The following is a 21387-nucleotide window of genomic DNA, read 5'->3' as shown; positions in this document are numbered from 1 at the left end:
CTCAGCAACTGCACAGCGCGTTGTCGAGTACCTTGCGCAACTCCAGCGGATGATCCACCACCACGTCCGCGCCCCAGTGCCGAGGGTTGTCGTCGGGGTGAATGTAGCCATAGGTCACGGCGGCGGTCTTGGTGCCGGCGTCACGACCGGATTCGATATCGCGCAGATCATCGCCGATAAACAGAACGCTCGACGGATCCAGATCAAGCATCTTGCAGGCAAGGGTCAGCATCTCGGGATCCGGCTTGCTGTTCTTCACGTGATCCGGGCAGATCAGCAGGGCCGAGCGCTCGGCCAGCCCCAGTTGCTGCATGATCGGTTCGGCAAAGCGCAGCGGCTTGTTGGTGACCACGCCCCAGACCAGATGGGCTTTCTCGATGTCGGCCAGCAATTCGCCCATGCCGTCGAAAAGCTTGCTGTGCACGGCGCAACCGACGAGGTAGCGCTCGAGGAACTCCAGGCGCAATTCCTCGAAGCCCGGCGACTCCGGGTCCATCGAGAACGTCACCGCGACCATGGCCTTGGCGCCGCCGGAGATTTCGTCGCGGATGTGTTTGTCGTTCATTGGCGGCAAGCCGCGATCCGCGCGCATCGCCTGGCAGATGGCGATGAAGTCCGGCGCGGTGTCGAGCAGAGTGCCGTCCATGTCGAAAAGGACTGCTCTGATGGCCATCGGCTTACTCCTCGCGCAGGGTCTGGATCATGTAGTTGACGTCGACGTCCGCCGCCAGCTTGTAGTGCTTGGTCAGCGGGTTGTAGGTCAGGCCGATGATGTCCTTGACGGTCAGGCCGGCCATGCGGCTCCAGGCACCCAGCTCGGACGGGCGGATGAATTTCTTGAAGTCGTGGGTGCCGCGCGGCAGCAGCTTCATGATGTATTCGGCGCCGACGATGGCGAACAGGTACGCCTTCGGGTTGCGGTTGATGGTGGAGAAGAACACCTGGCCGCCGGGCTTGACCATGCGGAAGCAGGCGCGGATCACCGAGGACGGGTCCGGCACGTGCTCGAGCATTTCCAGGCAGGTGACGACGTCGAACTGCTCGGGCATTTCTTCGGCCAGGGCTTCGGCGGTGATCTGGCGGTATTCGACGTTCACGCCGGATTCCAGCTGATGCAGTTGCGCGACGGCCAGTGGCGCTTCGCCCATGTCGATGCCGGTCACGGTCGCACCGCGCTGGGCCATGGCTTCGCTGAGGATGCCGCCGCCGCAACCGACGTCGAGGACCTTTTTGCCAGCCAGATTGACGCGCTCGTCAATCCAGTTGACCCGCAGCGGGTTGATGTCGTGCAGCGGTTTGAACTCGCTTTCGCGGTCCCACCAGCGATGGGCCAGGGCTTCGAATTTGGCGATTTCGGCGTGGTCGACGTTGCTCATGATTCAATCCTCTAAAACTTGAAAAAGGCTGTAGCCCCGGAGTTTGCTCCGGGGTGTTTACGATTCGGTGTGGCCGCTGATACGTCGGCCCCAGGCCCGGGCGGTTTCGCCGAGCTGTTGTTCGTCCAGTCGGGTCAGGCGGCGGTCGTCGAGCAACTGCTTGCCGGCAACCCACAGGTGTTTCACGCAGTCGCGACCGGTGGCGTATATAAGCTGCGAGACCGGGTCATAGACCGGTTGTTGCGCCAGGCCGGACAGGTCGAAGGCGACAATGTCCGCGGCCTTGCCAAGTTCCAGTGAGCCGGTCTCGGCTTCGATCCCCAGGGCTCGCGCGCCATTGAGTGTGGCCATGCGCAGGGCCCGGTGGGCGTCGAGTGCGGTGGCCGAACCGGCGACTGCCTTGGCCAGCAGCGCAGCGGTGCGGGTTTCGCCCAACAGGTCCAGGTCATTGTTGCTCGCCGCGCCATCGGTGCCGACCGCGACATTGACCCCGGCCTGCCACAGGCGCTCCACCGGGCAGAAGCCGCTGGCCAGTTTCAGGTTCGACTCCGGGCAATGGATCACGCTGGTGTTGCTTTCTACCAGTAACGCCAGGTCGTCATCGCTGATCTGGGTCATGTGCACGGCCTGGAAGCGCGGGCCGAGCAGGCCGAGACGGCCGAGGCGTGCCAGCGGGCGTTCGCCGCGCTGTTCGACCGCTTGCTGTACTTCGAACGCGGTTTCGTGGACATGCATGTGGATCGACGCGTCCAGCTCCTCGGCGATCACGCGGATTTTTTCCAGGTTCTCGTCGCCCACGGTGTAGGGTGCATGAGGGCCGAAGGTGATCTTGATGCGCTCGTGATGCTTCAGGTCGCCGAACAGTTCGACGCCCTGACGAATGGCTTCATCGGCGCTGGCGGCACCCGGAATCGGGAAGTCGAGGATCGGAATCGCGATCTGCGCGCGGATTCCGCTGTTGTGCACGCGCTCGCTGGCAACCTTCGGGAAGAAGTACATGTCCGAGAAACAGGTGATGCCACCTTTTATCTGCTCGGCGATGGCCAGATCGGTGCCGTCACGCACAAAATCTTCATCGACCCATTTGCCCTCGGCCGGCCAGATGTGGTTTTCCAGCCAGGTCATCAGCGGCAGATCGTCGGCCAGGCCACGGAACAGCGTCATCGCGGCGTGGCCGTGGGCGTTGATCAGGCCGGGACTGAGCAGAACGTCCGGCAGTTCGCGGACTTCGGCGGCGTTACACTTCAGCGCTTCGGCACGCGGGCCGATAAACACGATGCGACCGTCGCGGATGCCCAGGCCATGCTCCTTGAGCACAACGCCTGCGGGTTCGACGGGTACCAGCCAGGTCGGCAGCAATAATAAGTCGAGCGCAATGGCAGGTTTCGGCATCGAGGGTCGGTTCCAGTGCTTTTGTAAAGGATGGCGAAGTATACCCGAGCGTCTTCGCGGGGGGATCGCTATAATCGGCGGCTTTTGTTCATGAGTGCGGGGTGAGGGATGCGCGATCGACTGTTGGCTGCGGAGAAAGTAAAGGCCATCGATTGGCGTGATGGCGCGCTCCACCTGCTGGATCAGCGCGTTTTGCCGTTCGAGGAAAACTGGATCGCCTACACCAGCGCCGCCGGCGTGGCCGAAGCGATTCGTTCGATGGTGGTGCGCGGTGCGCCGGCCATCGGCATCAGTGCCGCCTACGGCATCGTGCTGGCGGCCCGTGCCCGGATTGCCGAAGGCGGCGACTGGTACGCGTCGCTGGAAGAGGATTTCATGCTGCTGGCCGATTCCCGTCCAACGGCGGTCAACCTGTTCTGGGCGTTGAATCGCATGCACGACCGGCTGGATCGTTTGAAGGAAAACGCCGATCCGCTGGCGGCGCTGGAAGCCGAAGCCATCGCCATTCATGAAAGCGATCGCGAAGCCAACCTGACCATGGCTCAGCTCGGCGTCGACCTGATCCGCAAACATCAGGGCAATGCCCAGGCGATTCTGACGCACTGCAACACCGGCGCCCTGGCCACCGGCGGTTTCGGCACGGCGCTCGGCGTGATTCGCGCGGCGTTCATCGAGGGCATGGTCGAGCGTGTCTACGCCGACGAAACCCGGCCGTGGCTGCAAGGCTCGCGCCTGACCGCATGGGAGCTGGCCAATGAAGGCATTCCCGTGACCCTGAACGCTGACTCCGCCGCTGCGCACATCATGAAAACCAAAGGCGTGACCTGGGTGATCGTCGGCGCCGACCGGATCACCGCCAACGGCGACGTGGCGAACAAGATCGGCACCTATCAACTGGCGGTCAACGCCATGCACCACGGCGTGCGTTTCATGGTGGTGGCGCCGAGTTCGACCATCGACATGAATCTGGCCAGCGGTGATGACATTCCGATCGAAGAGCGCGACGGCGCCGAGTTGCTGGAGGTTGGCGGCAAACGTGTCGGGGCTGACGTTGAAGCGTTCAACCCGGTGTTTGACGTGACCCCGGCAGACCTGATCGATGCGATCGTCACCGAAAAAGGCATCGTCGAGCGCCCGGACACCGCGAAGATGGCGCAGTTGATGTGCCGCAAGCGCTTGCATTGATTGACTCTGGCGTCTTTTCGGACGCCATCGCTGGCAAGCCGGCTCCCACAGGTTTTGTGCACGCCGCCGAACTTGTGGGAGCTGCGGTGCGACGACTCGACTTGCCAGCGATGAGGCCATTATTGTCAATAAACATCCCCAAACCAGACCTCAAATTTGCATTCAGGGAAGCTCTGAGCCTCTCTCGTCCCCGTTAAGCCTGTCATCGGTCATCTAACTATGCTCCATGCGCATCTGGGGGATAGGTGCGTGGCGGCTCTTGTGATAACATCCGGCGTTTTCCGAGGCAGTCCCACGGGGTTGTCTTCACTGCGCAAATCCAGGGTCAACTTGTCGATTTGTCGTAAGTCGGCGCATGGCACTCGGCCTGCATCGACGAGCTTCGTGCGTCCCCTATGGATATGGCGAAGTTTCACCAGAAAAAGGAATCAGGCTTCTCATGGGCGAACTGGCCAAAGAAATCCTCCCGGTCAATATCGAAGACGAGCTGAAACAGTCCTATCTCGACTACGCGATGAGCGTGATCGTCGGCCGTGCACTGCCGGATGCGCGCGATGGCTTGAAGCCCGTGCACCGTCGCGTGCTGTTCGCGATGAGCGAGCTGGGCAACGACTTCAACAAGCCGTACAAGAAATCTGCCCGTGTCGTCGGTGACGTGATCGGTAAGTATCACCCGCACGGTGATACCGCGGTGTACGACACCATCGTCCGCATGGCGCAGCCTTTCTCCCTGCGTTACCTGCTGGTCGACGGCCAGGGCAACTTCGGTTCGGTGGACGGCGACAACGCCGCGGCCATGCGATACACCGAAGTGCGCATGACCAAGCTGGCGCACGAACTGCTGGCCGACCTGCACAAGGAAACCGTGGACTGGGTGCCGAACTACGACGGCACCGAGCTGATCCCGGCGGTCATGCCGACTCGCGTACCGAACCTGCTGGTCAACGGTTCCAGCGGTATCGCCGTGGGCATGGCGACCAACATTCCGCCGCACAACCTCGGTGAAGTCATCGACGGTTGCCTGGCCCTCATCGACAATCCCGAGCTGACCGTCGATGAGCTGATGCAATACATTCCCGGTCCGGACTTCCCGACTGCCGCGATCATCAACGGTCGCGCCGGCATCATCGAAGCCTACCGCACCGGCCGTGGCCGCATTTACATGCGCGCCCGCTCGATCATCGAAGACATCGACAAGGTCGGTGGCCGTCAGCAGATCGTCATCACCGAACTCCCTTACCAGCTGAACAAGGCGCGTCTGATCGAGAAGATCGCCGAACTGGTAAAAGAGAAGAAACTCGAAGGCATCACCGAACTGCGCGACGAGTCCGACAAGGACGGTATGCGCGTCGTGATCGAACTGCGTCGCGGCGAAGTGCCTGAGGTGATCCTCAACAACCTCTACGCCCAGACCCAGCTGCAATCGGTATTCGGCATCAACATCGTTGCGCTGATCGACGGCCGTCCGCGGATCCTGAACCTCAAGGACCTGCTGGAAGCCTTCGTCCGTCACCGTCGCGAAGTGGTTACCCGCCGTACCGTGTTCGAACTGCGCAAGGCGCGCGAGCGTGGTCACATCCTCGAAGGTCAGGCCGTTGCCCTGTCGAACATCGACCCGGTGATCGCCCTGATCAAGGCTTCGCCGACCCCGTCGGAAGCCAAGGAAGCGCTGGTCAGCACGCCGTGGGAATCCTCGGCGGTAGTCGCGATGGTTGAGCGTGCCGGTGCCGATTCGTGCCGTCCGGAAAACCTCGATCCGCAATACGGTCTGCGCGAAGGCAAGTACTTCCTGTCGCCGGAACAGGCGCAAGCCATTCTGGAACTGCGTCTGCACCGTCTGACCGGTCTGGAACACGAAAAGCTGCTGGCCGAGTATCAAGAGATCCTCAACCAGATCGGCGAGCTGATCCGCATCCTCAACAGCGCCGTGCGCCTGATGGAAGTGATCCGCGAAGAACTGGAAGTGATCCGTGCCGAATACGGCGACGTGCGCCGCACCGAGATTCTCGATGCACGCCTCGACCTGACCCTGGGTGACATGATCCCGGAAGAAGAGCGCGTCGTGACCATCTCCCACGGCGGTTATGCCAAGACCCAGCCGCTGGCTGCGTACCAGGCCCAGCGTCGTGGCGGTAAAGGCAAATCGGCTACCGGCGTGAAGGATGAGGATTACATCGCTCACCTGCTGGTTGCCAACAGCCACACCACGCTGCTGCTGTTCTCCAGCAAGGGCAAGGTGTACTGGCTGAAGACCTACGAAATTCCGGAAGCGTCCCGCGCCGCCCGTGGTCGTCCGCTGGTCAACCTGCTGCCGCTGGATGACGGTGAATACATCACCACCATGTTGCCGGTCGAGGAATACACCGAAGGTCACTACATCTTCATGGCCACCGCCAACGGCACCGTGAAGAAGACCCCGCTGGAATCCTTCAGCCGTCAGCGCAGCGTCGGTCTGATCGCGCTGGAGCTGGATGAAGGCGACGTGCTGATCTCCGCGGCCATCACCGATGGCGAGCGTGAAGTGATGCTGTTCTCCGACGGCGGCAAGGTCACCCGCTTCAAGGAATCCGACGTGCGTGCCATGGGTCGTACCGCCCGTGGTGTGCGCGGGATGCGTCTGCCGGAAGGGCAGAAGCTGATTTCGATGCTGATCCCGGAAGAGGGCAGCCAGATCCTCACCGCTTCCGAGCGTGGTTATGGCAAGCGCACCGCGATCACCGAGTTCCCTGAGTACAAGCGTGGCGGCCAGGGCGTGATCGCCATGGTCAGCAACGAGCGTAACGGCCGTCTGGTCGGTGCGGTTCAGGTGCTCGACGGCGAGGAGATCATGCTGATTTCCGACCAGGGCACGCTGGTGCGTACCCGTGTCGACGAAGTTTCCAGCCTGGGTCGTAACACCCAGGGCGTAACCCTGATCAAGCTGGCCAAGGATGAAACCCTGGTTGGTCTGGAGCGGGTTCAGGAGCCGTCGGAAGTCGAGGGTGAAGAGTTTGAAGGTGAAGAAGGTGTCGAACTGGAAGAAGGCGTGATCGGCGCCGAACCGGACGATGCGGTCGACAACCTGCAGGCGGACGCCGCAGACGAAGAAGAGTCGCAAGACTAACCAAATCGTAGCAGGGCAGAGTGTTTGCTCTGTCCGCTACCGTGATTGCATAGCGAGAGTGGATGTGAGCAAACGAGCCTATAACTTCTGCGCAGGTCCCGCTGCGCTGCCTGAAGCTGTCCTGTTGCGTGCCCAGTCCGAGATGCTCGACTGGCACGGCAAGGGTCTGTCGGTCATGGAAATGAGCCATCGCAGCGATGACTACGTGGCCATCGCCGAGAAGGCCGAACAAGACCTGCGCGACCTGCTGTCCATCCCCTCCAATTACAAAGTGCTGTTCCTGCAGGGCGGTGCGAGCCAACAGTTCGCCGAGATTCCGCTGAACCTGCTGCCCGAGAACGGTACTGCCGACTATGTCGAAACCGGCATCTGGTCGAAAAAAGCCATCGAGGAAGCTCGTCGCTTCGGCAACATCAATGTTGCTGCCAGCGCCAAGCCTTATGACTACCTGGCCATCCCTGGCCAGAACGAGTGGAAGCTGACCCCGGGTGCGGCCTATCTGCACTATGCGTCCAACGAAACCATCGGCGGCCTGCAGTTCGACTGGGTTCCCGAGGCTGGTGACGTTCCGCTGGTGGTCGACATGTCCTCCGATATCCTCTCGCGCCCGATCGATGTGTCGCAGTACGGCCTGATCTACGCCGGCGCGCAGAAGAACATCGGCCCGAGCGGTCTGGTCGTAGTGATCGTCCGTGAAGACCTGCTGGGCCGCGCCCGCAGTTCGTGCCCGACCATGCTCGACTACAAGATTTCGGCCGATAACGGCTCGATGTACAACACCCCGGCCACCTATTCCTGGTACCTCTCGGGCCTGGTGTTCGAGTGGCTGAAGGAGCAGGGCGGCGTCGCCGCGATGGAGCAGCGCAACAAGGCGAAGAAAGATCGCCTGTACGGCTTCATCGACAACAGCGACTTCTATACCAACCCGATCAGCGTCAACGCCCGCTCGTGGATGAACGTGCCGTTCCGTCTGGCCGACGAGCGTCTGGACAAGGCGTTCCTGGCCGGCGCCGACGCCCGTGGCCTGCTCAACCTCAAGGGCCATCGCTCGGTTGGCGGCATGCGTGCCTCGATCTACAACGCCCTGGGTCTGGACGCCGTCGAAGCGCTGGTTGGCTACATGGCTGAATTCGAGAAGGAGCATTCCTGATGTCCGAGCAGGAGCTCAAGGCGCTGCGCGTTCGCATCGATAACCTGGACGAGAAAATCCTCCAGCTGATCAGCGATCGCGCGCGCTGCGCCGAAGAAGTTGCCCGGGTCAAGATGGCCAGTCTGGCCGAAGGCGAGCAGCCGGTGTTCTACCGTCCCGAGCGTGAGGCCCAGGTTCTCAAGCGCGTGATGGAGCGCAACAAGGGGCCGCTGGGCAACGAAGAAATGGCGCGCTTGTTCCGCGAAATCATGTCTTCGTGCCTGGCTCTCGAGAACCCGCTGAAAGTGGCTTATCTCGGTCCGGAAGGCACCTTCACCCAAGCGGCGGCCATGAAGCACTTCGGTCATGCGGTGATCAGCAAGCCAATGGCGGCGATCGACGAAGTGTTCCGTGAAGTGGCGGCCGGTGCGGTGAACTTTGGCGTGGTGCCGGTGGAGAACTCCACCGAAGGCGCGGTCAACCACACCCTCGACAGCTTCCTCGAACATGACATGGTCATCTGTGGCGAAGTCGAGCTGCGGATTCACCACCACCTGCTGGTCGGTGAAAACACCAAGACCGACAGCATCAGCCGCATCTATTCCCACGCCCAGTCGCTGGCCCAGTGCCGCAAGTGGCTGGACGCCCATTATCCGAATGTCGAGCGCGTGGCGGTGTCCAGCAACGCCGAAGCGGCCAAGCGGGTCAAGGGTGAGTGGAATTCGGCGGCGATCGCCGGTGACATGGCGGCCGGGTTGTACGGCCTGACCCGTCTGGCCGAGAAGATCGAGGATCGTCCGGACAACTCCACGCGCTTCCTGATGATCGGTAACCAGGAAGTGCCGCCGACCGGCGACGACAAGACTTCGATCATCGTGTCCATGAGCAACAAGCCTGGCGCGCTCCATGAGCTGCTGGTGCCGTTCCATGACAACGGGATCGACCTGACCCGGATCGAAACCCGTCCGTCGCGCAGCGGCAAATGGACCTACGTGTTCTTCATCGACTTCGTCGGTCATCACCGTGATCCGCTGATCAAAGGTGTACTGGAAAAGATCAGTCAGGAAGCAGTAGCACTCAAGGTGCTGGGTTCCTACCCGAAAGCAGTTCTTTAAGGGGTGGTAGCAATGAGTGGCAACTTCCTCGCTCTGGCACAGCCGGGCGTGCAACAACTTTCGCCATACGTGCCGGGCAAGCCCGTGGACGAACTGGCGCGCGAGCTGGACCTGGATCCGGCAAGCATCGTCAAACTGGCGAGCAACGAAAACCCGTTGGGCGCGAGCCCGAAAGCGCTGGCCGCGATCCGCGAAGCGCTGGACGAGCTGACCCGTTATCCGGACGGCAACGGTTTTGCCCTGAAATCCCTGCTGGCCGAGCAATGCCGTGTCGAGCTGAACCAGGTGACCCTGGGCAACGGCTCCAACGACATTCTTGAGCTGGTGGCGCGCGCCTATCTGGCGCCGGGCCTGAATGCGGTGTTCAGCGAGCACGCGTTTGCGGTCTACCCGATCGCGACCCAGGCGGTCGGCGCTCAGGCCAAGGTCGTTCCGGCCAAGGATTGGGGGCATGACCTGCCAGCGATGCTGGCGGCCATCGACGCCAACACCCGCGTCGTGTTCATCGCCAACCCGAACAACCCGACCGGCACTTGGTTCGGCGCCGAAGCGCTGGACGAGTTCCTGCAGGACGTGCCGGAGCATGTGCTGGTTGTTCTGGACGAGGCTTACATCGAATACGCCGAAGGCAGCGATCTGCCGGACGGTCTGGATTTCCTCGCGGCTTATCCGAACCTGCTGGTCTCGCGCACGTTCTCCAAGGCCTATGGTCTGGCGGCGCTGCGCGTCGGTTACGGCTTGTCCACCCCGGTGGTGGCGGACGTGCTGAACCGTGTACGCCAGCCGTTCAACGTCAACAGCCTGGCTTTGGCCGCGGCGTGTGCGGCGCTGAAAGACGAGGAGTATCTGGCGCAGAGCCGTCAGCTCAATGAATCCGGCATGCAACAGCTGGAAGCGGGTTTCCGCGAGCTGGGCCTGAGCTGGATTCCGTCCAAGGGCAACTTCATCTGCGTCGACCTCGGTCAAGTGGCGGCTCCAGTGTTCCAGGGCCTGCTGCGCGAAGGCGTGATCGTGCGTCCGGTGGCCAACTACGGCATGCCGAACCATCTGCGGGTGACCATCGGTCTGCCGGCGGAAAACAGCCGCTTCCTCGAGGCGCTGCGCAAGGTTCTGGCTCGTGGGTGATGTCACTGCGCTGCAATCTGCTGCACCTATGATCGGGCGCCTGGTGGTGGTCGGTCTGGGGTTGATCGGTGGTTCGTTTGCCAAAGGCTTGCGTGAAAGCGGCGTGTGCCGCGAGGTGGTCGGGGTTGATCTCGACCCGCAATCGCGCAAGCTGGCGGTCGAATTGGGCGTGGTGGATCGTTGCGAAGACGACCTCGTGGCAGCTTGCCAGGGCGCGGACGTGATCCAGTTGGCGGTGCCAATCCTGGCCATGGAAAAAGTGCTGGCCCGTCTGGCCGGCATGGATCTGGGTCAGGCGATCCTCACAGATGTCGGCAGCGCCAAGGGCAACGTGGTGCGCGCGGCGACCGAAGCATTCGGCGGCATGCCGGCGCGCTTCGTGCCGGGCCATCCGATTGCCGGCTCCGAGCAGAGCGGGGTGGAAGCCTCCAACTCGGAACTGTTCCGCCGTCATAAAGTGATTCTGACCCCGCTGGAGCAGACCGATCCGGCTGCCCTGGCGGTGGTTGATCGCTTGTGGCGCGAGCTGGGCGCCGACGTCGAGCACATGCAGGTCGAGCGTCACGATGAAGTGCTGGCCGCGACCAGTCATCTGCCGCACCTGCTGGCCTTCGGTCTGGTCGATTCGCTGGCCAAACGCAATGAAAACCTTGAGATCTTCCGTTACGCTGCGGGCGGTTTCCGTGATTTCACAAGAATCGCCGGAAGCGACCCGGTCATGTGGCATGACATCTTTCTCGCCAACCGCGAGGCTGTCCTGCGCACACTCGATACATTTCGCAGCGACCTCGACGCCTTGCGCGACGCGGTCGATGCAGGGGATGGGCACCAATTGTTGGGCGTCTTCACGCGCGCCCGGGTTGCCCGCGAGCATTTCAGTAAAATCCTGGCCCGCAGGGCCTATGTGGACGCTATGAATTCCAACGATCTGATTTTCCTGGCTCAACCTGGTGGCCGCCTGTCCGGTCGGATTCGCGTACCAGGTGACAAATCGATTTCCCACCGTTCGATCATGCTCGGTTCCCTGGCTGAAGGCGTCACCGAAGTCGAAGGCTTCCTTGAGGGCGAAGACGCCCTGGCGACCTTGCAGGCGTTCCGTGACATGGGCGTGGTCATCGAAGGCCCGCATCACGGCCGCGTGACCATCCACGGTGTCGGCCTGCACGGCCTGAAGCCTGCGCCGGGCCCGATCTATCTGGGCAACTCCGGCACTTCGATGCGCCTGCTGTCCGGCCTGCTGGCCGCGCAGGACTTCGACAGCACTCTGACCGGTGATGCGTCGCTGTCCAAGCGTCCGATGAATCGCGTCGCCAACCCGCTGCGGGAAATGGGTGCCGTGATCGAAACGGCTGCCGAAGGTCGTCCGCCGATGACCATTCGTGGCGGTCACAAGCTCAAAGGCCTGACCTACACCATGCCGATGGCCAGTGCCCAGGTTAAGTCCTGCCTGCTGCTGGCGGGTCTGTACGCCGAAGGCAAGACCACCGTTACCGAGCCAGCCCCGACCCGTGACCACACCGAGCGCATGCTGCGCGGCTTCGGCTACCCGGTGAGCGTTGATGGTGCCACTGCGTCCGTCGAGTCCGGCGGCAAGCTGGCTGCGACCCACATCGAAGTACCGGGCGACATCTCGTCGTCGGCGTTCTTCCTGGTGGCGGCGTCCATCGCAGAAGGTTCGGAGCTGGTGCTCGAGCACGTCGGCATCAACCCGACCCGCACCGGCGTGATCGACATCCTGCGCCTGATGGGCGCCGACATCACGCTGGAAAACCAGCGTGAAGTGGGCGGCGAGCCGGTTGCCGACCTGCGCGTGCGAGCGGCTAAACTCAAGGGTATCGAGATTCCGGAAGCGCTGGTTCCACTGGCGATCGACGAATTCCCGGTGTTGTTCGTGGCCGCGGCCTGTGCCGAAGGGCGCACCGTGCTGACCGGCGCCGAAGAGCTGCGGGTCAAGGAATCGGATCGTATCCAGGTCATGGCGGACGGTTTGCTGGCGCTGGGCGTCAAATGCGAGCCGACCCCGGACGGCATCATCATCGACGGCGGCCAGATCGGCGGCGGCGAAGTGCATGGTCATGGCGATCACCGCATCGCGATGGCTTTCAGCGTGGCCTCGCTGCGCGCTACGGCACCGATCCGCATCCATGACTGCGCCAACGTCGCGACATCGTTCCCGAACTTCCTGGCGCTGTGCGCGCAGGTCGGCATTCGTGTGGCGCAAGAGGCTCAGTCGTGAACAACATTGCACCGGTCATCACCATCGACGGGCCAAGCGGCTCGGGCAAAGGCACCGTAGCCGGGATTCTGGCCAAGCGTCTGGGCTGGAACCTGCTGGACTCCGGTGCGCTGTATCGCCTTTTGGCGTTTGCTGCGCACAACCATGGTGTCGACCTGACCAATGAAGAGCTGCTGAAGAAACTGGCCGCTCATCTGGATGTGCAGTTCATCGCGGCGACCGACGGTCAGCTGCAACGCATCATTCTGGAAGGTGACGAAGTCAGCGATGTCATCCGTACTGAAAGCGTCGGCTCCGGCGCTTCTCAGGTGGCTGCGTTGCCGGCCGTGCGCGAGGCGCTGCTGCAGCGCCAGCGTGCTTTCCAGGAAACCCCGGGCCTGGTGGCCGATGGTCGCGACATGGGCACAGTGGTATTTCCGAATGCGCCTCTGAAGATTTTCCTGACCGCCAGTGCCGAGGAGCGGGCGCGCCGTCGATATTTGCAGTTGAAGGGCAAAGTCGAGGGTGTTAGTCTGTCGAGTCTGCTAGATGAGATCCGTGCGCGCGACGAGCGTGATACCCAGCGAGCGGTGGCCCCGCTCAAGCCGGCGGCTGACGCCATACAGCTGGATTCCACGGAGTTGTCCATCGATCAGGTGCTGGAACGCATCATGAGCGAGATCGCCATTCGCGATATCGCCGGGTGACCAGGAAGGCCGCAGGGGACCAGTCATAGTCCTGCGGTGGCTTCCTTTAAATGAAACTGACCCGCATCGTCTGGGATGTGGAGACGGGCGTATTTTTCGCCCTAATCAACAGGAATTAAAATGAGCGAAAGCTTTGCGGAACTCTTTGAAGAAAGCCTAAAGACCCTGAACCTTCAGGCAGGCTCCATCATCACCGGTGTTATCGTTGATATCGATTACCAAGCTCGCTGGGTAACCGTTCACGCTGGCCTGAAGTCCGAAGCGCTGATCCCTCTGGAGCAGTTCTACAACGACGCTGGCGAACTGAACATCAACGTCGGTGACGAAGTTCACGTTGCTCTGGACTCGGTTGAAGACGGTTTCGGTGAAACCAAGCTGTCCCGTGAAAAAGCCAAGCGCGCTGAATGCTGGATCGTTCTGGAAGCAGCCTTCGCAGCTGAGGAAGTGGTCAAGGGCGTTATCAACGGTAAGGTTAAAGGCGGCTTCACTGTCGACGTTAACGGCATCCGTGCGTTCCTGCCAGGTTCCCTGGTTGACGTCCGTCCAGTGCGCGACACCACGCACCTGGAAGGCAAAGAGCTGGAATTCAAGGTCATCAAGCTGGACCAGAAGCGCAACAACGTTGTCGTTTCCCGTCGCAGCGTCCTGGAAGCCGAGAACTCCGCCGAGCGTGAAGCTCTGCTGGAATCCCTGCAGGAAGGCCAGCAAGTCAAAGGTATCGTCAAAAACCTCACCGATTACGGCGCATTCGTCGATCTGGGTGGCGTGGACGGCCTGCTGCACATCACCGACATGGCGTGGAAGCGTATCAAGCACCCTTCCGAAATCGTCAATGTTGGTGACGAGATCGACGTCAAGGTTCTGAAATACGATCGCGAGCGCAATCGTGTTTCCCTGGGCCTGAAGCAACTGGGCGAAGATCCATGGGTTGCTATCAAAGCCCGTTACCCAGAAAGCACTCGCGTTACCGCTCGTGTAACCAACCTGACCGACTACGGCTGCTTCGCTGAGCTGGAAGAAGGCGTTGAAGGTCTGGTACACGTTTCGGAAATGGACTGGACCAACAAGAACATCCACCCTTCGAAAGTCGTACAAGTCGGCGACGAAGTGGAAGTCATGGTTCTGGACATCGACGAAGAGCGTCGTCGTATCTCCCTGGGCATCAAACAGTGCAAGTCGAACCCATGGGAAGACTTCTCTGGCCAGTTCAACAAGGGCGACAAGATCTCCGGCACCATCAAGTCGATCACCGATTTCGGTATCTTCATTGGTCTGGACGGCGGCATCGACGGTCTGGTTCACCTGTCCGACATCTCCTGGAACGAAGTGGGCGAAGAAGCCGTACGTCGTTTCAAGAAGGGCGACGAGCTGGACACCGTTATCCTGTCGGTTGACCCGGAGCGTGAGCGTATCTCCCTGGGTATCAAGCAACTGGAAAGCGATCCGTTCTCCGAGTACGTCTCGGTTAACGACAAAGGCGCAATCGTTACTGGCACCGTGAAAGAAGTTGACGCCAAAGGCGCCATCATCGTTCTGGCCGACGACATCGAAGCGACTCTGAAAGCCTCCGAAATCAGCCGTGACCGCGTTGAAGACGCGCGCAACGTTCTGAAAGAAGGCCAGCAAGTAGAAGCCAAGATCATCAGCGTTGATCGTAAGAGCCGCGTAATTCAGCTGTCGATCAAATCGAAAGACGATGCGGAAGAGAAAGAAGCCATCCAGAGCCTGAAAGCCGCTCCGGAAGGCGAAGCAGCTGACACCACTATGGCTGCACTGCTGCGTCAAGCAATGGCCAAACAGAACTGAGTTCTGTCTGATCATTAAAAAAAGGGCGACTTCGGTCGCCCTTTTTTGTGCCTGCGATTTGGTGGGGTATCGCTCTCTGTTTGTTCGGGTGAAACCATTCCCTTTGCCAGGCGGTCTGTTTCTTTAATCGGATCAATCGTCTATTCGCGACTAGGCTTAGTCTGAAGATCGCAGTAGTCGGGCAGGCGCCTGGCATAAGGAAGTGAATGAACAAGTTTATCGTCTTGGTGAGTGTGTTGATTTTGGCGGGTTGCACTACCAGCGCCAAGACCCATGCAGTGCGTGGAGTCAGCGGCATCGAAGTCGACTGCTCGGGCTTGGGCTCGAGCTGGGAGAAGTGTCAGAAGCGCGCCGCCAAGGAATGCAAGGGCGCAGGTTATAAGGTGATCACGCGTTCTGATGATGCCCGGGATGAGGATGAATTTCCCTTTGGCTTCAATCCTGCTGGCTACGTTACTCGGACAATGCTGGTGATGTGTCGGTGAGTGAGCGTTCATGGGGTTGCGATCCGATGCCCTGAAAATGGGCGTTTCGGCGAGCGGAAAGATATGTCAAGTCCTGGGCTGTTCAAAATCTTCCGGGCGTGCTAAAACCTTTCAAGCGCTGATCTAGCTGCTTGAAAAAGAAGGGAAAAATATGACGAAGTCGGAGTTGATCGAACGAATTGTCACCCATCAAGGGCTGCTCTCATCGAAAGATGTGGAGCTGGCCATCAAGACCATGCTCGAACAAATGTCCCAGTGTCTGGCTACGGGTGATCGCATTGAGATCCGTGGCTTTGGCAGCTTCTCCCTGCACTATCGTGCCCCGCGGGTCGGACGAAATCCCAAGACGGGTCAGTCTGTCAGTCTCGACGGTAAATTCGTTCCGCATTTCAAGCCGGGCAAAGAGCTGCGCGATCGTGTAAACGAGGAAGAGGAAGAAGGTTGATCCTCTCTATCGGTTCTCAAGGGAGTAATCCTGATGCGTAATTTCAAGCGCTTGATCCTTGGCGTTTCCATTCTTTTGTTGATGTTGGTTGTCCTGGCTTTCATTCTTGAAAACCAGCAATCGGTATCGTTGTTGTTTCTTGGCTGGTCGGGGCCTCAGCTTCCAGTCTCTTTGGTCGTCGTTGTTGCGTTGCTCGTGGGTATGTTGATCGGGCCAGTGCTTGGATGGTTTTTGGGGCGTTTTTCTCGGGTGGAACGAAAGCGTCTTGTCTGATACCGACAGGTGTCGAATGTCCATCGAGTTTGCGTCACTGCCTGTCCGTATCCATTAGTAAAACGTCGATTAAGCTGTAAAATACAACCCTTGTTCGATGGTGGTCTATCCCGCATCGATGCAGACTGACTCTGACATGGGCCTTGTTTTTGCAGGCTTGTGCATTCATGGATTAGACAGCGCTCATTGGTGGCCTGTCAGCAGCCAAGGGCTTTGTTCCGCGTGAAAATTTTAGTAACCGGCGGCGCCGGATTCATCGGTTCGGCGGTCATTCGGCACGTCATTTCCCATACTGACGATAGTGTCGTTAACGTCGATAAGCTGACCTATGCCGGCAATCTGGAATCTCTCGCTGAAGTGAGCGGAAGTTCCCGTTATGCATTCGAGCGTGTGGATATCTGCGATCGTGAGCAAGTGGATCGTGTCCTGCGCGAGCATCAGCCGGATGTCATCATGCATCTGGCTGCCGAGTCCCATGTGGATCGGTCGATCAGTGGGCCCTCCGAGTTCATTCAGACCAACATAATCGGTACGTACAATCTGCTTGAGGCGGCGCGGCAATATTGGGCTGTTTTAGATGATGCCCGTAAGACCCTTTTTCGCTTCCACCATATTTCAACTGATGAGGTTTATGGTGATCTGGAAGGGCCGGAAGATCTTTTCACTGAAACAACGCCTTATCAGCCCAGTTCCCCATATTCGGCCAGCAAGGCCAGCTCTGATCATTTGGTCCGGGCCTGGGCGCGCACATATGGTCTCCCGACGCTGGTGACCAACTGTTCCAACAATTACGGTCCGTGCCATTTTCCTGAGAAATTGATCCCGCTGGTCATACTCAATGCGCTGGAGGGCAAGCCGCTTCCCGTCTACGGCAAAGGCAATCAGATCCGTGACTGGCTCTACGTTGAAGATCATGCGCGGGCGCTTTACAAGGTCGTGACCGAGGGTGTGGTTGGCGAGACCTACAACATCGGTGGGCATAACGAAAAGCAAAACATCGAAGTGGTGAAAACGCTTTGCGCGCTTCTTGATGAGTTGTGTCCTGATTCCGCTTATCGTCCCCATGCGAGTCTGATCACCTATGTTGAAGATCGCCCGGGTCACGATCAGCGCTATGCCATCGACGCCAGCAAAATCCAGCATGAGTTGGGTTGGGTGCCGGAAGAAACATTTGAAACGGGCATCCGCAAGACGGTCGAGTGGTACCTCGACAATACTGAATGGGTCGCCCATGTGAAGAGTGGTAGTTATCAGCACTGGATCGACCAGAATTACGCCGGCCGGTTGAGCAAGGCATGAAGATTCTGCTGCTGGGAAAGAACGGTCAGGTAGGTTGGGAGCTGCAACGTTCTCTCGCGCCGCTTGGCGAGTTGATTGCTCTGGATCGCAATGGGGTTGATGGGTTGTGCGCAGATTTGTCCGATCTTGACGCCTTGCGCGTGACGATTCGCAGGGTCAGCCCTGATGTCATCGTCAATGCGGCGGCCTATACCGCAGTCGATAAGGCGGAATCTGAAACCGGGCTGGCCGACCGTGTGAACGCGCAGGCCAGTCAGGTCATGGCTGAAGAGGCTGCCGCTCTCGGTGCCTGGCTGATTCATTATTCGACTGACTACGTTTTCAGTGGATCGGGTTCTCTGCCTTGGCAAGAGTCGGATGCAGTGGCTCCCGTTAATCATTACGGGGCCAGTAAGCTGGCTGGCGAGCTGGCGATTGCCGCATCCGGCTGCAAGCATTTGATCTTCCGTACGAGCTGGGTCTATGGCGCGCGCGGAAACAACTTCGCCAGGACCATGCTGCGTCTGGCAGCGGAGCGCGAGGCTCTCAATGTCATCGCCGATCAGGTCGGGGCCCCGACGGGTGCGGATCTCATTGCTGACGTCACCTCGTTGGCCATTCGGCAGGTTCGTCAGCATCCGGAGCTGTCGGGCCTGTATCACCTGGCCGCCAGTGGGGAGGTGTCGTGGCATGGTTACGCCAGTCATGTGATTGATTTTGCCCGGGCCAGCGGCGAGCCGCTCGCAGTGAAAGTAATCAACCCAATTGAAACGGCTGCCTATCCCACACCGGCACGCCGTCCTTTGAACTCGCGGCTCAATACCAGAAAGCTGCGTGATAATTTTTCTATTCACTTGCCGGATTGGCGGAGTGGCGTAACCCGTATGCTTAGGGAAGTTCTGAATAAATGAGCGCGACAAATCGTAAAGGCATCATTCTCGCCGGCGGCTCGGGAACACGTTTGCATCCGTTGACGCTGGGTGTGTCCAAGCAGATGTTGCCGATCTACGACAAGCCGATGATCTTCTACCCGTTGTCTGTGTTGATGCTGGCGGGGATGCGCGAAATCCTGATTATTTCCACTCCGGACGATCTTCCTTCCTTTCGCAAGTTGCTCGGTGACGGCAGTCAGTATGGCATCAAGCTCAGTTATGCCGAGCAGCCTAGCCCGGACGGTCTGGCACAGGCCTTCATCATTGGTGAGGAGTTTATCGGCAAGGATCCGTGCTGTCTGATCCTGGGTGACAATATCTTCTATGGTCAGCATTTTTCGGATTATCTGCGTTCTGCCGCCAAGCGAGAAAGTGGTGCGACTGTTTTCGGTTATCACGTCTCTGATCCCGAGCGCTTTGGTGTTGTAGAGTTCGACCCGAATGGTCGGGTGCTAAGCATTGAAGAGAAGCCGCAAGAGCCAAAATCCAACTATGTGGTCACGGGGCTGTACTTCTACGATAACGATGTTGTCGAAATTGCAAAAAGCATCAAGCCGTCCTCGCGTGGCGAGCTGGAAATTACTGATGTCAATCGTGCCTATCTTGAGCGCAATAGCCTGAATGTCGAGGTTCTGGGTCGCGGTTTTGCGTGGCTGGATACTGGTACCCATGACTCATTGCTCGAGGCCAGCCATTTCGTACACACCATTGAGAAGCGTCAGGGGTTGAAAGTGGCTTGCCTGGAAGAGATCGCCTATAGCAGCGGATGGATATCCGCGCAGCAGCTCTCGGTTCAGGCTGACCGCTTGGGGAAGACGGGTTATGGGCGTTATCTGGGGAAGCTGCTGGAAGCGCCTCTGCACTGATATTTGATTGGCATAGTCTGCGATGTTATTTTGATGGCTCGTACTTGAAGAAGTCATTTGTTTTTTAATGATTTTTTGATTTCAGCCCGTCGCATCAGTGATTAATTCCCGGCACTAGCTGTAGAATGTGCCGAGAAATATCTGATCCCGTTCCGCGTTGCACGCCTCCATTCATCGGGTCCGCCCCTCCTATCCAAGGATGACCTTCGCAGGTCGATACCGCCCGATATACGGGGGCTGGTATCGGGTAAGTGGCAGAGCAGTCAACCGGATCGGCGCCATGCATATGGCTGATGGGTTTGGATCGAGGTTGGACTGGTATCCTTGCAATTGCGTCGAGCAAAATCTGCTTCGATCACGATGTCGGAATGACCGGAAATATAACTGAGCCCTGCTTTCTGGATTCATCTGCCAGAAAGGGGATTAAGGATTTAGCGAATGGAACTGATTCCCGTAATTTTGTCTGGTGGAGTGGGCAGCCGGTTGTGGCCCGTTTCTCGAGAGGCCCATCCCAAGCCGTTCATGGAGCTGCCGGATGGCCAGAACCTTATCCAGAAAACCTTTCTGCGCGCCTCGCGTCTGGAAGGCGTTGTGGAGGTTCTTACGGTAACCAACCGTGAACTCCTGTTCAAAACCGAAGATGAATACGGCGTAGTCAATTCGGCCAAGCATGCTCAAGGTTTCATCCTGGAGCCTTTCGGGCGCAACACGGCTGCTGCTGTTGCTGCTGCTGCACTTCAGCTCGAAGCCACGCATGGTCCTGACGCACAGATGCTGGTGCTGGCTGCCGACCACCTTATTCAAGACGAAAAAGCCTTTGCCGAGGCCGTGGCCAATGCGAAGACGCTGGCTGCTGAAGGCTGGCTGGTCACCTTCGGTATTCGGCCAACCTACCCTGAAACCGGGTTCGGCTACGTCGAGGCGCAAAAAGACGCGCCGTTGAAGGGTGGCGTAAAAGTCGCGCGCTTTGTCGAAAAGCCCGATCTTGAAACGGCCGAGAAATACGTCAGTGCCGGCAACTACTACTGGAACTCCGGAATGTTCTGCTTCCGGGTCGGTACTGTACTGGAAGAGCTTCGCAAGCACGCTCCGGATGTTGTGCAGGCTGTCAGTCTGACAATTGAAAAATCGCGTCTGACTTCCTCGAACAAGTACCGTTGCCTGGCGCTGGATGCGGAGGCATTCGGGGAGGTTCCGGATATTTCCATCGACTACGCATTGATGGAGCGTTCCTCCAAGGTTGCGACAGTGCCGTGCGACATTGGCTGGAGCGATATCGGTTCCTGGAACGCAGTCAGCGAACTGACCCCGCCCGATGAAAATGGCAACCGCTTCGAAGGGGAGGTGCTGTCTCACGACTCTCGCAACAACTACGTAAACAGCGAAGGTCGCCTGACTGCCCTTGTAGGTGTCGAGGACCTGCTGGTAATCGACACCCCTGATGCGGTGATGATTGCTCACAAGGATCACGCTCAGGACGTCAAACACATCGTCAATCAACTCAAGGCCTGCAGTCACACGGTGCATCTGCTGCACCGTACCGTGCACCGCCCTTGGGGTACCTACACGACGCTTGAAAATGGCGAGCGCTTCAAGATCAAGCGCATTGTGGTCAAACCCAAGGCCTCTCTGTCACTGCAAATGCACCATCACAGAAGCGAGCACTGGATTGTGGTCAGCGGCATGGCCGTGGTGGTCAACGACCAGCAAGAGCTGATGTTGAATACCAACGAGTCCACGTTCATTCGTGCCGGCCACCAGCACCGCCTGATGAACCCGGGGGTCATCGACCTGGTGCTGATTGAAGTGCAGAGCGGTGATTATCTGGGCGAAGATGACATTGTGCGTTTTGAAGACAACTATGGTCGCGTCGACAAGTAACGACACTGAACCCGATGCCAGCCTCTCGCCCTGCGGGAGGTAGCGCGCCAGTGGCACCTCGTCCTGGCAGTCCA

General features: G+C 59.3%; 18 protein-coding genes. 15 read left to right on the top strand and 3 right to left on the bottom strand.

The window, feature by feature from the left end; translation table 11 throughout:
* Position 1 precedes the first annotated feature (1 nt).
* From mupP to M5G18_RS02590, 3 genes are read right to left on the bottom strand one after another with little or no spacing between them, the layout of a single operon-like run.
* Complete coding sequence (mupP, locus tag M5G18_RS02600; protein WP_273898506.1) at positions 2 to 673, bottom strand: N-acetylmuramic acid 6-phosphate phosphatase MupP; 672 nt, start codon at positions 671 to 673, stop codon at positions 2 to 4.
* A gap of 4 nt (positions 674 to 677) precedes the next feature.
* The gene (ubiG, locus tag M5G18_RS02595) at positions 678 to 1376 is read right to left on the bottom strand and encodes a bifunctional 2-polyprenyl-6-hydroxyphenol methylase/3-demethylubiquinol 3-O-methyltransferase UbiG (RefSeq protein ID WP_007950906.1); all 699 of its coding nucleotides are present in this window, start codon (positions 1374 to 1376) and stop codon (positions 678 to 680) included.
* Positions 1377 to 1433: 57 nt separating this feature from the next.
* On the bottom strand, positions 1434 to 2768 hold the full coding sequence (locus M5G18_RS02590) for a TRZ/ATZ family hydrolase (protein WP_007950908.1): 1335 nt from the start codon (positions 2766 to 2768) through the stop codon (positions 1434 to 1436).
* Between the two features lie 108 nt (positions 2769 to 2876).
* Here M5G18_RS02590 and mtnA point away from each other — a divergent pair, with 108 nt between their 5' ends.
* The 15 genes from mtnA (at position 2877) to M5G18_RS02515 (ending at position 21313) form a co-directional block, all read left to right on the top strand.
* On the top strand, positions 2877 to 3953 hold the full coding sequence (gene mtnA, locus M5G18_RS02585) for an S-methyl-5-thioribose-1-phosphate isomerase (RefSeq protein ID WP_007950910.1): 1077 nt from the start codon (positions 2877 to 2879) through the stop codon (positions 3951 to 3953).
* A 439-nt stretch (positions 3954 to 4392) separates the two neighbouring features.
* Positions 4393 to 7056, top strand: coding sequence for a DNA gyrase subunit A (gene gyrA, locus M5G18_RS02580; protein WP_273898505.1), 2664 nt, complete (start codon positions 4393 to 4395; stop codon positions 7054 to 7056).
* 64 nt (positions 7057 to 7120) lie between these two features.
* Positions 7121 to 8206 carry a 3-phosphoserine/phosphohydroxythreonine transaminase gene (gene serC / locus M5G18_RS02575; protein ID WP_007950912.1) on the top strand — a complete coding sequence of 362 codons (1086 nt, stop codon included), beginning with the start codon at positions 7121 to 7123 and terminating at the stop codon, positions 8204 to 8206.
* Positions 8206 to 9300 (top strand): prephenate dehydratase, encoded by a 1095-nt coding sequence (pheA, locus tag M5G18_RS02570; protein WP_007950913.1) that lies wholly within the window; start codon positions 8206 to 8208, stop codon positions 9298 to 9300. The genes serC and pheA overlap by 1 nt, the downstream gene beginning before the upstream one ends.
* Before the next feature lie 12 nt (positions 9301 to 9312).
* Positions 9313 to 10425, top strand: coding sequence for a histidinol-phosphate transaminase (gene hisC / locus M5G18_RS02565; RefSeq protein ID WP_007950914.1), 1113 nt, complete (start codon positions 9313 to 9315; stop codon positions 10423 to 10425).
* Between the two features lie 28 nt (positions 10426 to 10453).
* Entirely contained in the window at positions 10454 to 12661 is a 2208-nt protein-coding gene (locus tag M5G18_RS02560; protein WP_230737736.1) for a bifunctional prephenate dehydrogenase/3-phosphoshikimate 1-carboxyvinyltransferase, read from the top strand.
* A complete protein-coding gene (gene cmk, locus M5G18_RS02555) occupies positions 12658 to 13347 on the top strand; it encodes a (d)CMP kinase (protein WP_007950916.1) in 690 nt (229 codons plus the stop codon). Before M5G18_RS02560 ends, cmk begins: the two co-directional genes overlap by 4 nt.
* 120 nt (positions 13348 to 13467) lie before the next feature.
* Positions 13468 to 15153, top strand: coding sequence for a 30S ribosomal protein S1 (rpsA, locus tag M5G18_RS02550; protein WP_007950918.1), 1686 nt, complete (start codon positions 13468 to 13470; stop codon positions 15151 to 15153).
* A gap of 206 nt (positions 15154 to 15359) precedes the next feature.
* Entirely contained in the window at positions 15360 to 15638 is a 279-nt protein-coding gene (locus tag M5G18_RS02545) for a hypothetical protein (RefSeq protein WP_273898504.1), read from the top strand.
* A 151-nt stretch (positions 15639 to 15789) separates the two neighbouring features.
* Positions 15790 to 16083 (top strand): integration host factor subunit beta, encoded by a 294-nt coding sequence (ihfB, locus tag M5G18_RS02540; protein ID WP_100939092.1) that lies wholly within the window; start codon positions 15790 to 15792, stop codon positions 16081 to 16083.
* A 33-nt stretch (positions 16084 to 16116) separates the two neighbouring features.
* Positions 16117 to 16356 carry a lipopolysaccharide assembly protein LapA domain-containing protein gene (locus M5G18_RS02535; RefSeq protein ID WP_273898503.1) on the top strand — a complete coding sequence of 80 codons (240 nt, stop codon included), beginning with the start codon at positions 16117 to 16119 and terminating at the stop codon, positions 16354 to 16356.
* 222 nt (positions 16357 to 16578) lie between these two features.
* Positions 16579 to 17655, top strand: coding sequence for a dTDP-glucose 4,6-dehydratase (gene rfbB / locus M5G18_RS02530; RefSeq protein ID WP_273898502.1), 1077 nt, complete (start codon positions 16579 to 16581; stop codon positions 17653 to 17655).
* Positions 17652 to 18545, top strand: a complete 894-nt coding sequence (gene rfbD / locus M5G18_RS02525; protein ID WP_273898501.1) for a dTDP-4-dehydrorhamnose reductase — start codon at positions 17652 to 17654, stop codon at positions 18543 to 18545. The genes rfbB and rfbD overlap by 4 nt, the downstream gene beginning before the upstream one ends.
* Positions 18542 to 19432 carry a glucose-1-phosphate thymidylyltransferase RfbA gene (gene rfbA, locus M5G18_RS02520; RefSeq protein ID WP_273898500.1) on the top strand — a complete coding sequence of 297 codons (891 nt, stop codon included), beginning with the start codon at positions 18542 to 18544 and terminating at the stop codon, positions 19430 to 19432. Before rfbD ends, rfbA begins: the two co-directional genes overlap by 4 nt.
* A gap of 438 nt (positions 19433 to 19870) precedes the next feature.
* Entirely contained in the window at positions 19871 to 21313 is a 1443-nt protein-coding gene (locus M5G18_RS02515; RefSeq protein WP_273898499.1) for a mannose-1-phosphate guanylyltransferase/mannose-6-phosphate isomerase, read from the top strand.
* Positions 21314 to 21387 lie beyond the last annotated feature (74 nt).

It is taken from the genome of Pseudomonas aphyarum, assembly GCF_028657055.1.
GTDB classification, from domain to species: Bacteria; Pseudomonadota; Gammaproteobacteria; order Pseudomonadales; family Pseudomonadaceae; genus Aquipseudomonas; species Aquipseudomonas aphyarum.
The sequence above is the reverse complement of the archived record's forward strand: the minus strand, read 5'-3'. Positions and strand labels throughout refer to the sequence as shown.

What these genes read in the sequence shown, in the direction of transcription:
- M5G18_RS02535 (WP_273898503.1), top strand. Translation starts at nt 16,117, where the DNA reads ATGCGTAATTTCAAGCGCTTGATCCTTGGCGTTTCCATTCTTTTGTTG.
- ubiG (WP_007950906.1), bottom strand. Translation starts at nt 1,376, where the DNA reads ATGAGCAACGTCGACCACGCCGAAATCGCCAAATTCGAAGCCCTGGCC.
- M5G18_RS02545 (WP_273898504.1), top strand. Translation starts at nt 15,360, where the DNA reads ATGAACAAGTTTATCGTCTTGGTGAGTGTGTTGATTTTGGCGGGTTGC.
- mupP (WP_273898506.1), bottom strand. Translation starts at nt 673, where the DNA reads ATGGCCATCAGAGCAGTCCTTTTCGACATGGACGGCACTCTGCTCGAC.
- M5G18_RS02590 (WP_007950908.1), bottom strand. Translation starts at nt 2,768, where the DNA reads ATGCCGAAACCTGCCATTGCGCTCGACTTATTATTGCTGCCGACCTGG.
- ihfB (WP_100939092.1), top strand. Translation starts at nt 15,790, where the DNA reads ATGACGAAGTCGGAGTTGATCGAACGAATTGTCACCCATCAAGGGCTG.
- hisC (WP_007950914.1), top strand. Translation starts at nt 9,313, where the DNA reads ATGAGTGGCAACTTCCTCGCTCTGGCACAGCCGGGCGTGCAACAACTT.
- gyrA (WP_273898505.1), top strand. Translation starts at nt 4,393, where the DNA reads ATGGGCGAACTGGCCAAAGAAATCCTCCCGGTCAATATCGAAGACGAG.
- pheA (WP_007950913.1), top strand. Translation starts at nt 8,206, where the DNA reads ATGTCCGAGCAGGAGCTCAAGGCGCTGCGCGTTCGCATCGATAACCTG.
- M5G18_RS02560 (WP_230737736.1), top strand. Translation starts at nt 10,454, where the DNA reads ATGATCGGGCGCCTGGTGGTGGTCGGTCTGGGGTTGATCGGTGGTTCG.
- M5G18_RS02515 (WP_273898499.1), top strand. Translation starts at nt 19,871, where the DNA reads ATGGAACTGATTCCCGTAATTTTGTCTGGTGGAGTGGGCAGCCGGTTG.
- rfbD (WP_273898501.1), top strand. Translation starts at nt 17,652, where the DNA reads ATGAAGATTCTGCTGCTGGGAAAGAACGGTCAGGTAGGTTGGGAGCTG.
- rpsA (WP_007950918.1), top strand. Translation starts at nt 13,468, where the DNA reads ATGAGCGAAAGCTTTGCGGAACTCTTTGAAGAAAGCCTAAAGACCCTG.
- rfbA (WP_273898500.1), top strand. Translation starts at nt 18,542, where the DNA reads ATGAGCGCGACAAATCGTAAAGGCATCATTCTCGCCGGCGGCTCGGGA.
- mtnA (WP_007950910.1), top strand. Translation starts at nt 2,877, where the DNA reads ATGCGCGATCGACTGTTGGCTGCGGAGAAAGTAAAGGCCATCGATTGG.